The following is a 13,859-nucleotide window of genomic DNA, read 5'->3' on the forward strand; positions in this document are numbered from 1 at the left end:
CCTTTATTTATTCAATGTTCAAAGCGTCATTTACCAGGGCTTTTTGTTGTTCCTGGTGAACGGACGTATAACCAACTGCTGGAGAAGAAGAAGCAGCACGGCCTGCATAGCGTAAAGTCGCTCCGGCAGGGATTGCTTCACGGAAATTATGTTGACTACAGTACCAAGCACCTTGGTTTAATGGCTCTTCTTGACACCAAATGAAGTCTTTCGCATTAGTAAATGGCGCCAATGCATTTTGGATATCTTCGTGTGGGAACGGATATAGCTGTTCAATACGAACAATCGCAACATCGGTTTGCTCATTCTTACGACGTTGCTCTAATAGATCGTAATAGACTTTTCCTGAACACAGAACGACACGTTTCACATTTTTCGGATTGATTTCATCTATTTCACCGATAACCGTTTCAAACTTGCCATTGGCCAGTTCTTCCATGCTTGATACCGCTAATGGGTGACGAAGCAGTGATTTAGGTGACATAACAATCAGAGGACGGCGCATACCACGTAGCGCTTGGCGACGTAACATGTGATAAACCTGTGCCGGTGTTGATGGTACACACACTTGCATGTTCTGATCTGCACACAGTTGTAGGTAACGTTCTAAACGTGCAGATGAATGCTCTGGGCCCTGACCTTCATAACCATGAGGCAGTAACATGACCAGACCACACATACGACCCCATTTTTGCTCGCCTGAGCTAATAAATTGGTCGATAACTACTTGAGCACAGTTAGCAAAGTCACCAAATTGCGCTTCCCAAATCGTTAGTGTGCGCGGTTCAGTTGTTGCGTAACCATATTCAAATGCAAGTACCGCATTTTCGGTCAGGACTGAGTCCCAAACATTAAATACACCTTGACCATTATGAACATTTTGCAAAGGTACGTAGACGGAGCCATTCGTTTGGTTATGAACAACCGCATGACGATGGAAGAATGTACCACGTCCGGCATCTTCACCTGATAAACGAACAGCAACGCCTTCATCGACAAGTGTGGCATAGGCTAAAACTTCAGCTGCACCCCAATCGAGAAGTTTTTCACCTTTCGCCATTTCTAAACGATCTGCGTAGATTTTCTCAACACGTGATTGAGCAACAATACCATCAGGAATTGTGCTTAATTTCGTCGCAAGTTCAGTGAGTCGTTTAGGATCATAAGTTGATTTATATGAAGCATCCCAATCATGATTTAAGTAAGGTTCCCACGTGTATGCATTGAGTCCCATTTCACGGTACTCTTCAACGACACAGTCACCTCTGTCGAGCGCATCACGATAGAGATTAACCATCTCAGTCACTTCATTTGCAGAAACCACACCGCTTTCAATTAAGCGATCTGCATAGATTTTACGTGGTGTCGGATGCTGCTTAATTTTTTGATACATAATTGGCTGAGTTGCATTTGGCTCATCAGCTTCATTATGGCCATGACGGCGATAACAGACTAGGTCGATCATCACGTCACGTTTAAATGTATTACGGAAATCAAGCGCTAAGCGGGTCACAAAAGCAACCGCTTCAGGATCATCTGCATTAACGTGGAAAATTGGTGCCTGCACCATTTTCACGATATCCGTACAGTATTCAGTTGAACGCGTATCTTTTGGATTTGAAGTCGTAAAACCAATTTGGTTATTAATTACGATACGCATTGTACCGCCAACCTCATAACCGCGAGCTTGAGACATGTTCAAAGTTTCTTGAACTACGCCCTGACCTGTCACTGCCGAGTCACCATGAATGGTAATAGGCAGAACCATATTGCTGCGACCTTCATCAAGACGGTCACGGCGTGCGCGTACAGAACCAATAACAACTGGGCTAACAATTTCAAGATGCGATGGGTTAAACGCCAACGCTAAGTGAACGCGCGAACCCGCGGTTTCAAAGTCAGATGAAAAACCTTGATGGTATTTCACATCACCTGCAGTTGAGTGATCTTTGTGCTTGCCCGCAAACTCATCAAAAAGTTCAGCTGGTTTTTTACCTAAGATATTAATCAGAACGTTGAGGCGGCCACGGTGAGCCATACCTAAAACAACTTCACGTGTATCTTGCTTGCCGGCGTGGTGGATCAGATCCTTCAACATAGGGATCAATGAATCACCACCTTCCAGTGAAAAACGTTTTGCCCCTGGGAATTTAGCACCTAAGTAACGCTCAAGGCCTTCGGCAGCAGTCAGTTCAGCTAAGAAACGACGTTTCTCTTCTTTAGAGAATTGCTCTGCAACATTCACAGACTCAAGACGTTGCTGTATCCAGCGCTTTTCTTCAGTGTTGGTGATGTGCATATATTCAGCGCCGATTGAACCGCAGTAAATGCGTTTCAGCTCTTTATATAAGTCACTGAGCTTCATGGTTTCTTTGCCGATAGCAAACGAACCCACGTTGAACGTTTCGTCAAAATCTTCTTTTGTTAAGTTGTGGAAGGCGGGATCTAAATCTGGAACAGATTCTCGATTCCAAAGACCTAACGGATCAAGATTTGCGTTTTGATGTCCACGAAAGCGGAATGCGTTAATTAGTTGCAAAACTTTAACTTGTTTTGCATCGATCGTAGGATCGCTAATAGAGGTGTGATAACGCGTAGAATCTTTTGCTAAGCGACGGAAATAATCGCGTGCTTGCGAGTGAAATTGCTCACTGTTGGTGCTTGCACCAGCCAGTTGTTGGAAAATATCTTTCCATTGCTCATCTACGGAATTAGGGTCAGTCAGATAATCTTCATAGAGCTGTTCTATATAAGACTGGTTCGCGCCTGCCAGAAAGCTTGAATCCAGCCAGTCCTTCATTACGCCGTTCTGCATTGTGATCCCTTAAGCTATTAGAAGCTTTAGTTTTCGCCGTGGTTAACTAATCGCCGCATTTAAGCGACCTCGATAAAGGTTCTCTTGGACATGCTTTTTGCATGTTCTCACTTTGGGAGTCCCATTATCAATTGAGGGTTTCCCTTTTAAGGAACCTTTAAAAACTGGCTGCGGTTTTTAAAGGTTCCTTGCTTACGCTCGTGTCTTCATCTTTTGCAGTTGGCTTTTTACTTTCACTTTTTTACTTTACGCTTTCGGTGACTTTATGGACTATTTTACAAGATTAGCATTTTTATTTTACGCTTTATCTTTACTTTATGTGTTTATTTTGTGCTATCACTTAATTAACCAGCAGTACCTAGGTACCGCTGGTCAAAATCAGCTTTTATGCACTATGTTTTAGTAACATAGATTTAATATGGCCGATAGCTTTCGTTGGATTTAGTCCTTTAGGGCATACATTGACACAATTCATAATGCTATGACAGCGGAAAACACTAAAAGCGTCGTTCAGATCATCTAATCTTGAATCCGTTTCAGTATCGCGACTATCAATCAGGAATCGATACGCTGCAAGTAGACCTGCGGGACCAATAAACTTATCCGGATTCCACCAAAAAGATGGGCAAGAAGTTGAACAACACGCACACAAAATACACTCATATAAACCATCGAGCTTTTCACGTTGTGCAGGTGATTGTATATTTTCACGCGCCGGTGGATTCTTATTATCATTAAGAAGATAAGGCCGAATTTTTTCGTATTGAGTGTAAAATTGAGTCATGTCGATAATCAAGTCACGCACAACAGGCAGACCGGGTAATGGACGGATCACAATTTTCTTCCCATTACGCGTTAAAGCAGATACTGGCGTGATGCAAGCCAGTCCATTTTTACCGTTCATGTTCAGACCATCAGAACCACACACCCCTTCACGACAAGAACGGCGAAAAGACAGTGTAGGATCTTGTTCTTTCAGCTGAATCAACGCATCCAATAGCATCATGTCACGCCCTTCCGGTAATTCAAGGGTGTAATCTTGCATACGTGGTGCGCTATCCACATCCGGGTTATAGCGATAAATCGAAAATTGTTGTTTCATAATTTATTTCTCCGCAACTGGATTAACACCACACATTAGTAGGTACGAATTTTCGGTGGGAAGGGTTCACGCAACTTAGGCTGCATGTTAACTTCACGACGCGTCATCGTTTCAGATTGCGGTAAATACAATGAGTGACATAACCAATTCGCATCATCACGCTCTGGATAGTCAAAACGGCTATGAGCACCACGACTTTCTGTACGGAAATTTGCAGCTTGTGCTGTTGCATAAGCCGTTTCCATCAGGTTATCCAGTTCTAAACATTCGATACGCTGAGTATTAAATTCAGTCGACGTATCATCAAGACGTGCATTTTGCAGACGCTCACGAATCACTTTCAGCTCTTCTAAACCTTTTGCCATTGCATCACCTTCACGGAATACCGAGAAGTTATGCTGCATGCAAGTTTGTAGTGCTTTACGAATCTCAACAGGATCTTCACCGGTACGTGCATTTTCCCAACGATTGAAGCGGGTCATTGCCGCATCGATATCAGATTCAGAAGCATCACGCATCGAACCTTGTTCCATGATTGATTCTTTCAAGTGCACGCCAGCTGCACGACCGAATACCACAAGGTCAAGCAATGAGTTACCACCTAAACGGTTTGCACCATGTACGGATACACAAGCAATTTCACCCACTGCAAACAAGCCAGGGATAACTTCATCTTCGCCTTTTTCGTTATAGCGAATCGCTTGCCCTGTAACTTTCGTTGGAATCCCACCCATCATATAGTGACAGGTTGGAATAACAGGAATTGGCTCTTTAATTGGATCAACGTGCGCAAAGGTGCGAGACAGTTCAAGAATACCCGGCAAACGGGATTCCAGCACATCTTTACCTAAGTGATCCAGTTTCAGTTTAGCGTGTGGACCCCAAGGACCATCACAACCACGGCCTTCACGGATTTCAATCATGATTGAACGAGCAACTACATCACGACCTGCGAGATCTTTCGCGTTTGGTGCATAGCGTTCCATAAAACGCTCGCCATCTTTATTCAGTAGATAACCACCTTCACCACGACAACCTTCTGTCACCAGAACGCCAGCGCCGGCAATACCTGTCGGGTGAAACTGCCACATTTCCATATCTTGCAAAGGCACACCAGCACGAGTTGCCATACCAACACCATCACCAGTATTGATGTGTGCATTCGTCGTTGACTGATAAATACGTCCTGCTCCGCCAGTCGCTAAAATTGTCGCTTTAGCTTTGAAGTAAACTACCTCACCGGTTTCCATGCAGATTGCGGTACAACCGACAATATCACCATCTTGATTTTTAACTAAATCAAGGGCGTACCACTCGGAAAAAATGGTCGTGTGATTTTTCAAGTTTTGCTGATACAGAGTATGTAACAGAGCGTGACCAGTACGGTCAGCAGCTGCTGCGGTACGTGCTGCTTGCTCGCCACCAAAATTTTTGGATTGACCACCAAATGGACGCTGATAAATAGTGCCATCATCAAGGCGCGAGAAAGGCAATCCCATATGCTCTAATTCAAGGATAGCTTCCGGCCCAGTTTTACACATGTACTCGATAGCGTCTTGGTCACCGATATAATCAGAACCTTTAACGGTGTCATACATATGCCATTCCCAGTTATCAGGGTGCGTATTACCAAGTGCAACAGTAATACCGCCTTGTGCTGATACTGTATGAGAACGTGTTGGAAAAACTTTAGACAACAAAGCACAAGTTAGGCCTTGCTGTGAAATCTGAAGTGCTGCGCGCATACCTGCACCGCCAGCACCAATGACAATAGCGTCAAACTCTCTGATTGGCAGATTCATCTATGCACCCCACACAACAATTGTTCCGTAAATTAAGTAAGCCAATAAAGCAACAACGATTACCAGTTGTAGCACTAAGCGCAACGCGATTGGCTTAATATAGTCGGTCAATACTTGCCACATACCAATCCAGGCATGTACCAAAATTGAAAACAACGTGAGGATAGTGAATACTTTTGTCACAGAAGAAGCGAAGAAGCCACGCCATACTTCATAGGTAATATCATTAATAGCAACGAAGCCAACAATGTAGAGTACGTAAAGTACGATAACAATTGCAGAACCGCGAATGAATAGCCAGTCCTGGATGCCAGTACGGCCTAAAGCAGATGCATTACTTACCATACTAATATCCCCGCCAGAATTGCCAGAATTACAGTAATAACAAATGTAATTTTTGCAGATGAGTTTCCTGCAGCAAGGGTTTCATCAACGCAACCAAAATCCATTAACATATGACGAATACCACCACATAGGTGATATGCCAATGCTGTTAGAATGCCCCAAAGAATAAACTTAGCAAAAAAGCCAGTCATTATTTCAGACGCGTATTGAAAACCTTCTGGAGAGGAGATAGATATCCCTAGCAACCAAAGCAGAATACCAACTGCGATGAGAGTAATGACGCCAGAGACACGGTGCAAGATCGAAGAAATTGCAGTGATCGGGAAATGAATCGTCTGCAAATCTAAGTTGACAGGTCTTTGTTTTTTCACAATTTTGCCCACACAGCTTTTATTATTTTCCATCCTCCGGACCTGGGGTGGAAATCAGACAGTGACAGGGGTACTAAATGCAACTTAACACAAACTGTAATCCATCATGTTTAAACAAAGTTGCATACTGATCACGCTGGGAACTCCTAATACAGGGTAATCCGGAGACCTGCCGCCAGTATAAAGTCTTCACATAGCTATTACAATTCCCACACAAAATGTTTGGGGACATTTAGCTCGAACAGTGAGAAGGATCACGATTTAAACATTTTGTATAAAAGTGCTTATCTTATTTGACAATGATTCAACATTTACCTTACATATAGGTCTGGCAGAATTACCTTAATGGTGTGAATGAATTTTCATCGTAAAAGGCAAAATTCATAAACAACAAAAGTTATGAAAGTTGTTCCCCTTACCACAAATAATGATATTGTAGGGAAAACAACAAAAAATAACATAACATCTAAGCACTCATGAACAACCTAATTACATTGTCGTCGGTCGTCAGATTTCAGGGTTTTATGTGATAGCTAACTGATTTCCTCACAACACTGGTAGAACAATGCGCAAAGACACAGTATAAAGCTGGGTTCTAGGTTGTTGGGTGTCGATTATCAAGCGCTAAGGAGACCATAAATGGCTGATAACAAAGCTAAGCTAACGACTGTAGGTACAGGTGAAATTGAGCTAGACGTACTAAGCCCGACTCTAGGCCAAGACGTTATTGATGTCCGTACTTTAGGTTCAAAAGGGTACTTTACTTACGACCCTGGTTTTACTTCAACTGCCTCATGTGAATCGAAAATTACCTTCATTGATGGCGACAAAGGCATCCTGCTGCATCGTGGTTATCCCATTGATCAATTAGCCACCCAAGCCTCTTACCTTGAAGTTTGTTACATCCTGTTGTACGGCGAAGCGCCGACGCAAAAAGAATACGAAACCTTCAAACACACCGTAACTCGCCACACCATGATCCATGAGCAAATTACACGTATGCTTAATGGCTTCCGTCGTGACTCCCATCCGATGGCCGTTTTATGTGGCGTAACCGGTGCATTAGCTGCGTTCTATCACGATGCCCTTGATGTTAATAACCCACGTCACCGCGAAATTACTGCTTATCGTTTGTTGTCAAAAATGCCAACAGTTGCAGCGATGTGTTATAAATACTCAATTGGCCAACCTTTTGTTTATCCACGTAATGATCTCTCTTACGCGGGTAATTTCTTGCACATGATGTTCTCTACACCTTGTGAAGATTATAAGGTTAACCCAGTTCTTGAACGTGCAATGGATAGAATTCTGATTCTACATGCTGATCACGAACAAAATGCCTCTACCTCAACCGTACGTACTGCTGGCTCATCAGGTGCAAATCCATTTGCTTGTATTGCCGCGGGCATTGCATCTCTTTGGGGACCTGCGCATGGTGGAGCTAACGAAGCTTGCTTACGCATGTTGGAAGAAATTCAAACAGTTGAGCACATTCCTGCTTTTATCGAACGCGCTAAAGACAAAAATGACTCTTTCCGCTTGATGGGCTTTGGTCACCGCGTTTATAAAAACCATGACCCTCGCGCAACTGTAATGCGTGAAACTTGCCACGAAGTTCTGAAAGAGCTGAATCTCAATGATGGCTTATTAGAAGTTGCGATGGAATTAGAACGTATCGCACTAAACGACCCGTATTTCATTGAGAAAAAACTGTATCCAAACGTCGATTTCTATTCAGGTATCATACTGAAAGCAATGGGTATTCCATCATCTATGTTCACCGTTATTTTTGCTATTGCACGAACAATTGGCTGGATTGCACATTGGAACGAAATGCATGATGACGGTCTGAAAATTGCCCGTCCTCGCCAGCTCTATACTGGTTATGCTAAACGTGAATTCAACACTGAATTATCAAAAAAATAATATTTAATTAAATCCGAACGCCCTACATCAATTAAGGTCTTGATTTTTCAAGACCTTTTACTATTCAACTTTCATCTTTTTATTATTGACTACTGTTGGTATTCTCTTGGGGTTACACCACTCATCTTACGAAAAAAACTGATAAACGCGCTATCACTAGAGAGGCCAAGCTCTTGAGTAATAAAGTGATAAGGCCTTCCTTGCGCAAGTAATTCAATTCCTTTAATAAAACGCCATTGCTGTCGCCATACCTGATAATTCATACCTGTTTCTTTCAAAAAAATTCGACTAATCGTTTTCTCACTAGCCCCAACAGTGAGTGCTAATTGATTTAGTGCAGGTGGAAGTTTTTCTATATCTAAATGTTTAAAGCGGCGATCTTGAGGAATTGCTAACAATGTCGGTTCTACCGCTGCATTTTGTAGTTCATCAATAAACACAGGCACTAAATTCGCCAAACGCCCCTGCTGCCAATTGCTATCAAATGGCGCGATAGCAACACATTCAAGCAATTCTCTAAGTAAAGGGGATACATTCATAATCACGACATCCTGCCCAATTTTCTGTGCATATTGAGGGCTCAAATAGACAGACCGATATCCTACAGATGCTCTCATTTGCGCACGATGACGAACAAATGGGGGTATCCACGCCACTCTTCCCGGCGGTAGTAATGAAATTTTATTATCCAGTGAAATACGCATGCAACCTTGCTGAGTGAACAATAATTGTCCCATTTCATGAGTATGTAAACCCGAGTCATGCAGCCCCATTTGAGCGGCGATCCCCAATATTGGTGCCTGATACCAATGGGTTTGAAATTCATCAGTTTGTGCTAACCAAGCCATAATGTCTCTTTATTGTTATTTATTGTCTTTATATTTGTAATAAGACAATAAAAATATCACTAAACTGCCTGCAATTGAATATCGATATAGGAAAAACAGATGAAATCGCCTCTTTCATTATGGCTAGCAGTTGCTTTAATGATGTTTCCTCAAATAGTAGAAACCATTTACAGTCCAGCTTTGACGCACATAGCAAGTGCATTTAAAGTCAATCCAGGACAAGCTTCCCAAACGCTATCACTCTATTTCTTTGCATTTGCATTAGGTGTCGTTTTTTGGGGAAGAATGTGTGACGTACTAGGTCGTCGCCCAACAATTCTGGCGGGTTTATGTCTATATGGCGTAGCATCTGTCATAACATTATTTATCTCACAATTTTATTTACTGTTAATTTTACGTATGTTATCTGCATTTGGTGCTGCTGTAGGCTCCATTGGAACTCAAACTATCATGCGTGATAGCTACCAAGGTCATGAATTAGCAAAGGTATTCTCGATTATGGGAATTGCACTGGCCATAAGCCCTGCATTAGGCATGTTAACTGGCACTGTGCTGGTTAATCTGGGTGATTATCAAGCGGTTTTTGGTGGTTTAGCGGCAATAGCAGCTGTTTTATTGTTATGGTCCTGTTATAAGTTGCCTGAAACCCGCCCAGAGAGTGTGACTAAGATCGCATTTATGGCGTTTCTATTAAGGATGATTAGGGATAAACAAATTATTAGAAATGTGATTTTAATCTCATTTCTGAACATTAATTTATTCAGTTACTACCAACTTGCGCCATTTATTTTTGAACGATTAGGCTTCACACAGCAACAATTCGGACTAACTGGCATTTTATTAGCTATCGGAGTGGGATTAGGCTCTTTAATAAATCGACAGTTATTGGCTAAAAAACATACTTCAGAGCAATTAGTTAAGCTTTCGAGTCTTATTTCATTACTTTGCGGATGCCTAGTTTTCGCATTAATTGATTCAATTTGGTTTTTAGCACCCGTAATAGGCGTAGTTATTAGCTATGGCATTGCGATCCCGAATATATTGGCAAACGCATTAAATAGTTATAGCCATGCAAAAGGAACCGCTGGGGCAATACTTGGACTTTTTTATTACACCGGATTAGCGCTAGGTTTAATGATTGCAGGCTGGAGCCAACATTTAGGTTTAGTATTAGCAATATCGGGCTTAATTCTGATTTTAACATCCAGAAAATACCAAATTCAGACAAACTACTAAAAATCTTCTATGAATTGAAAAATAAAGGAAATTGATTCTCTAAATAGTTCATGTTGTGGCTAGGCGGTGAATGAAGACAGCTTGGGGAACATATACAAGTATGTGACCCAAGTGGCTGAATGAAACCAACACCGCCACAGCGTGAAATATGACGAGAATTAGGGAACATACACAAGTATGTGACCCAAGTGGCTGAATAAAACCAACACCGCCACAGCGTGAAATATGACGAGAATTAGGGAACATACACAAGTATGTGCCCCAAATGGCCAAATGAAACCAACACCGCCACAGCGTGAAATATGACGAGAATTAGGCAGGATTGTCGATATCGACAAACTCGGCGTCTAACCCATGCTGATCAACGAGCCACTTAGTTAGTGCTTTAATGCCATAACGCTCTGTTGCATGATGACCGGCACTGTAGAAATGGATCCCCATTTCCCTTGCAATGTGAATAGTTTGCTCAGAAACTTCTCCAGTAACGAAAGCATCAACACCGAATTCTGCCGCTTGCAAAATGAACCCTTGCCCGCCTCCCGTACACCATGCGATTTGACGAATTTCCTCTTTTGCATTATCACCGCAATGCAACACTTTACGACCAAGTCGAGTTTCTAAACGGTTAGTTAGCTCTTCAGGCTTTATTGGGCTATCAAAAAAGCCAAATGGCATTAATGGATCAATTTGACCATTAATTTGCACTCCCATCAGATGAGCCAATTGGGCATTATTACCTAATTTATGATGAGCATCTAATGGCAGGTGATAACCATAGAGATTGATATCATTAGTTAATAATGTTTTTAAGCGCTGTCTTTTCATCCCTTTAATAATGGCGGGTTCATTTTTCCAAAAATAGCCATGGTGAACAATCACCGCATCGGCTTTTTTTTCGACAGCAACATCGAGTAATGCTTGGCAAGCGGTTACACCGGTGATTATTTTTTGCACATGTGGACGCCCTTCAACTTGTAGTCCATTAGGCGCATAGTCTTGGATTTCACTGACTTTCAACTCATCATTAATGATTTCTTCTAATCTTAAGTTATGCATTTTGTTGTCCTTTTAGTGCACGGGCTCAATAACTTGAGCTCACCATTTTGAATATAATTTACTGATAGTACTAAGCATAAATAGGAACACAACTTTTTTGTGTGATTTATTATTGTGATAATAACTATTTCATTTCTTAGTTTATCAATTCAAAACATCTAAAATTGACAATCTTTTTCATTTAATGATTGATTGTCTAAGTAACAAGGTAAGATAACGTAGAGAAACTAATTTTAATCTGTACTCGTTACTATCACTAAATAAAAGGCGTTTCTCTATGCATAATAACCGTTTAAAGATTAATTATGATCCATTTAATTGTAACAATGGAATTCCATTCGAACCGAACACTCACTGGGATCCTAGAAATAAAGCATGGGAGCTTAATGATTTCAGCATCAACTCCAACTTTATCCCTGATAGCATTCCTTCCCATCTCAAAGAAGCACTAAAAAATAATATTTGTATCGTCTTCGGTGAAAAAAATTGTCCATATTTAAAAAAACAAAAGCTATCAAGAGCTTATGAAAGCCATTAATAGCGGTGATAAACATGCTGCCCATAAAGCTTATGTACAACGATTCCAACACTATGAAAAGATGCAAAAAGGACTTATTGAAACTTCATTAAAAAAAGCACGAGCTGCAAGAGAAAGACAAGGACCTTGCGGAAGTTCAGGCCCATTTCAATCTAGAGCTCTTATTGCAATACCAGGGAAATGGAGTAAATGGGATAACCTTATAGCTAGCCAAGCCAATCAACAAAATACGCATGCTTATACCGTAAATTTTAATATTTCATCTAATTTGGAGTCATCTTTTGATGTTCAAATCAGGTACCCTGTATCTAATGGCATAAAGACTATTAATACAATAGGCCCTGGTTCATACTTCATCGAGGCTAGTTCAGCAGGTTACTCAAGTATTAGAGTAAAATCTCACTCTATACCTATAACGATAAGAATTGATTACCCCGCTGAAACTAATAATTAATTATTCCACCAAGGGTTAAATTATTGCCCTTGATTTATTTCATATTTACTTATTGTAAGCTTTTAATATTTCAAATCCTATTAATGTGCTCTTAATCGAAAATGCATATGATTTACTAGTATCAAATTCCGTCGCTATATATGTTGAATCTAATAATATTTTTTCATTAAAAAATAATTGCATATACCCACCAACATTTGAATTAATCAATAAATTAAATCTATCAGAGCAAAATTTATTTTTTTTCAATGTTATCCACATAGTCAATTTTTCTTCAACTTCTGATTTTGTTAGGTTTATTTTAGATACACATTCCTTTTTCAAAATAAAAAATTCATTTTCAAAAACATAAACAAGATTATCTTTTCGTTCATCGCTAACGCAACTAATTAATAAAATACTGAAAAAAAAACTTATAAATTTAAGTAATTTCATTTGCATATAAATTCCTTATAATAAATAGCTATTTAATTAGAGATAAATCTAACTAATTTAAAAAATCAAATTACTAAAAAATAATGTAACAGTATAAATGAAATTTTGACATGAGTAATTTATTGTTTATTAAAAAACAATAACCAATAAAAAAATCCCCACAATTATTTAATTGCAGGGATATCTAATGAGTTACTTATATACTTACTCGCTATACGCTTAATTAACGATGATTATCCATCGCCATCTCTGAACGTTCCAGCCACACAGGTTTATCACTGGTTTTCGCCCAGACCTTATGTAAGTAACTATAATATTTTGCTCGTTTTGGGTGAAAAACCATAACCGGGAACGCTAGAATGCCAGCTGTTACAGCCGCAGTACGGCGTGCTAAAACCTGATTACGGGAATATTCACGATATGTAGACATCGGTATCCTCCTTCAGTAGCGACTCTATTTGCCGATCCCAATATTGCTCTTCAACTTCTACAAAACTCGATAGTCTTGAAAAGAGCCACTAAAATCGCACAAATAACATAAAAACAAATTAACTGAAATTATGATAGCGCAATTTGTGTAATAAAACTACTCATCTGACCACTTAAATAGAAAAAAAATGAATGCTCATACTAAATTCTGTAGTTTTATTACAAAAATTAACCGATAGATGTATAAAACAAACAATAAATTAACAAAAAATAAACAATTTGATTCAGGCACCACTTATTCTCTATATATCCATTTTTATACTTTTTTTACACCCCTAGCCTTCTTTTTATCAGCTTCTTTACAACGAAATCTCTACCCTAACCTCATGGAAATACTCAGGAGATAACATTGTGTCATTACTTTCCACTATTGGGGCTGTTCTTGTTGTTGGACTACTCGCTTATCTAATTTATGCCCTGCTTAACGCGGAGGATTTTTAAT

General features: G+C 40.2%; 14 protein-coding genes. 5 read left to right on the forward strand and 9 right to left on the reverse strand.

Annotation, left to right across the window (positions count from 1 at the left end):
• Positions 1 to 7: 7 nt before the first annotated feature.
• From sucA to sdhC, 5 genes are all read right to left on the reverse strand, one after another.
• Complete coding sequence (sucA, locus tag ACTH6U_RS12625; protein WP_434720140.1) at positions 8 to 2,815, reverse strand: 2-oxoglutarate dehydrogenase E1 component; 2,808 nt, start codon at positions 2,813 to 2,815, stop codon at positions 8 to 10.
• A gap of 385 nt (positions 2,816 to 3,200) precedes the next feature.
• The gene (locus ACTH6U_RS12630; protein WP_294109956.1) at positions 3,201 to 3,917 is read right to left on the reverse strand and encodes a succinate dehydrogenase iron-sulfur subunit; all 717 of its coding nucleotides are present in this window, start codon (positions 3,915 to 3,917) and stop codon (positions 3,201 to 3,203) included.
• A 35-nt stretch (positions 3,918 to 3,952) separates the two neighbouring features.
• Complete coding sequence (gene sdhA, locus ACTH6U_RS12635; protein ID WP_294109954.1) at positions 3,953 to 5,719, reverse strand: succinate dehydrogenase flavoprotein subunit; 1,767 nt, start codon at positions 5,717 to 5,719, stop codon at positions 3,953 to 3,955.
• Positions 5,720 to 6,064 (reverse strand): succinate dehydrogenase membrane anchor subunit, encoded by a 345-nt coding sequence (sdhD, locus tag ACTH6U_RS12640; protein WP_294109953.1) that lies wholly within the window; start codon positions 6,062 to 6,064, stop codon positions 5,720 to 5,722.
• Positions 6,058 to 6,468, reverse strand: coding sequence for a succinate dehydrogenase cytochrome b556 subunit (gene sdhC / locus ACTH6U_RS12645; protein ID WP_294109951.1), 411 nt, complete (start codon positions 6,466 to 6,468; stop codon positions 6,058 to 6,060). The genes sdhD and sdhC overlap by 7 nt, the downstream gene beginning before the upstream one ends.
• A gap of 606 nt (positions 6,469 to 7,074) precedes the next feature.
• On the opposite strand from sdhC, the gene ACTH6U_RS12650 reads away from it, so the two are divergent.
• On the forward strand, positions 7,075 to 8,361 hold the full coding sequence (locus ACTH6U_RS12650) for a citrate synthase (protein ID WP_294109949.1): 1,287 nt from the start codon (positions 7,075 to 7,077) through the stop codon (positions 8,359 to 8,361).
• Between the two features lie 89 nt (positions 8,362 to 8,450).
• On the opposite strand, the gene ACTH6U_RS12655 is transcribed toward ACTH6U_RS12650, so the two are convergent.
• On the reverse strand, positions 8,451 to 9,209 hold the full coding sequence (locus ACTH6U_RS12655) for an AraC family transcriptional regulator (RefSeq protein ID WP_294109947.1): 759 nt from the start codon (positions 9,207 to 9,209) through the stop codon (positions 8,451 to 8,453).
• Between the two features lie 99 nt (positions 9,210 to 9,308).
• On the opposite strand from ACTH6U_RS12655, the gene ACTH6U_RS12660 reads away from it, so the two are divergent.
• Positions 9,309 to 10,445 (forward strand): multidrug effflux MFS transporter, encoded by a 1,137-nt coding sequence (locus ACTH6U_RS12660; protein ID WP_441832323.1) that lies wholly within the window; start codon positions 9,309 to 9,311, stop codon positions 10,443 to 10,445.
• Between the two features lie 312 nt (positions 10,446 to 10,757).
• Here the strand turns inward: ACTH6U_RS12660 and ACTH6U_RS12665 are convergent, their stop codons facing one another.
• A complete protein-coding gene (locus ACTH6U_RS12665) occupies positions 10,758 to 11,501 on the reverse strand; it encodes a type 2 GTP cyclohydrolase I (RefSeq protein ID WP_294109941.1) in 744 nt (247 codons plus the stop codon).
• A gap of 277 nt (positions 11,502 to 11,778) precedes the next feature.
• Here ACTH6U_RS12665 and ACTH6U_RS12670 point away from each other — a divergent pair, with 277 nt between their 5' ends.
• Together ACTH6U_RS12670 and ACTH6U_RS12675 are read left to right on the forward strand one after the other, a co-directional pair.
• A complete protein-coding gene (locus ACTH6U_RS12670) occupies positions 11,779 to 12,039 on the forward strand; it encodes a hypothetical protein (RefSeq protein ID WP_441832324.1) in 261 nt (86 codons plus the stop codon).
• Entirely contained in the window at positions 12,026 to 12,493 is a 468-nt protein-coding gene (locus tag ACTH6U_RS12675) for a colicin Z C-terminal domain-related protein (protein ID WP_441832325.1), read from the forward strand. Before ACTH6U_RS12670 ends, ACTH6U_RS12675 begins: the two co-directional genes overlap by 14 nt.
• A gap of 45 nt (positions 12,494 to 12,538) precedes the next feature.
• Here ACTH6U_RS12675 and ACTH6U_RS12680 read toward each other — a convergent pair whose 3' ends face one another.
• Positions 12,539 to 12,934, reverse strand: a complete 396-nt coding sequence (locus tag ACTH6U_RS12680) for a hypothetical protein (protein WP_441832326.1) — start codon at positions 12,932 to 12,934, stop codon at positions 12,539 to 12,541.
• A gap of 217 nt (positions 12,935 to 13,151) precedes the next feature.
• Positions 13,152 to 13,358, reverse strand: coding sequence for a YbfA family protein (locus ACTH6U_RS12685; RefSeq protein WP_441832327.1), 207 nt, complete (start codon positions 13,356 to 13,358; stop codon positions 13,152 to 13,154).
• Positions 13,359 to 13,768: 410 nt separating this feature from the next.
• Here ACTH6U_RS12685 and kdpF point away from each other — a divergent pair, with 410 nt between their 5' ends.
• Positions 13,769 to 13,858 (forward strand): K(+)-transporting ATPase subunit F, encoded by a 90-nt coding sequence (kdpF, locus tag ACTH6U_RS12690; protein ID WP_294109932.1) that lies wholly within the window; start codon positions 13,769 to 13,771, stop codon positions 13,856 to 13,858.
• Position 13,859: the final 1 nt, after the last annotated feature.

The organism is Providencia sp., from assembly GCF_052096715.1.
In the GTDB taxonomy this organism is placed as follows: domain Bacteria; phylum Pseudomonadota; class Gammaproteobacteria; order Enterobacterales; family Enterobacteriaceae; genus Providencia.

Excerpts from the sequence above, each read along its gene's own strand:
- sucA (WP_434720140.1), bottom strand. The coding sequence starts at position 2,815 with ATGCAGAACGGCGTAATGAAGGACTGGCTGGATTCAAGCTTTCTGGCA.
- ACTH6U_RS12630 (WP_294109956.1), bottom strand. The coding sequence starts at position 3,917 with ATGAAACAACAATTTTCGATTTATCGCTATAACCCGGATGTGGATAGC.
- sdhA (WP_294109954.1), bottom strand. The coding sequence starts at position 5,719 with ATGAATCTGCCAATCAGAGAGTTTGACGCTATTGTCATTGGTGCTGGC.
- sdhD (WP_294109953.1), bottom strand. The coding sequence starts at position 6,064 with ATGGTAAGTAATGCATCTGCTTTAGGCCGTACTGGCATCCAGGACTGG.
- sdhC (WP_294109951.1), bottom strand. The coding sequence starts at position 6,468 with ATGGAAAATAATAAAAGCTGTGTGGGCAAAATTGTGAAAAAACAAAGA.
- ACTH6U_RS12650 (WP_294109949.1), top strand. The coding sequence starts at position 7,075 with ATGGCTGATAACAAAGCTAAGCTAACGACTGTAGGTACAGGTGAAATT.
- ACTH6U_RS12655 (WP_294109947.1), bottom strand. The coding sequence starts at position 9,209 with ATGGCTTGGTTAGCACAAACTGATGAATTTCAAACCCATTGGTATCAG.
- ACTH6U_RS12660 (WP_441832323.1), top strand. The coding sequence starts at position 9,309 with ATGAAATCGCCTCTTTCATTATGGCTAGCAGTTGCTTTAATGATGTTT.
- ACTH6U_RS12665 (WP_294109941.1), bottom strand. The coding sequence starts at position 11,501 with ATGCATAACTTAAGATTAGAAGAAATCATTAATGATGAGTTGAAAGTC.
- ACTH6U_RS12670 (WP_441832324.1), top strand. The coding sequence starts at position 11,779 with ATGCATAATAACCGTTTAAAGATTAATTATGATCCATTTAATTGTAAC.
- ACTH6U_RS12675 (WP_441832325.1), top strand. The coding sequence starts at position 12,026 with ATGAAAGCCATTAATAGCGGTGATAAACATGCTGCCCATAAAGCTTAT.
- ACTH6U_RS12680 (WP_441832326.1), bottom strand. The coding sequence starts at position 12,934 with ATGCAAATGAAATTACTTAAATTTATAAGTTTTTTTTTCAGTATTTTA.
- ACTH6U_RS12685 (WP_441832327.1), bottom strand. The coding sequence starts at position 13,358 with ATGTCTACATATCGTGAATATTCCCGTAATCAGGTTTTAGCACGCCGT.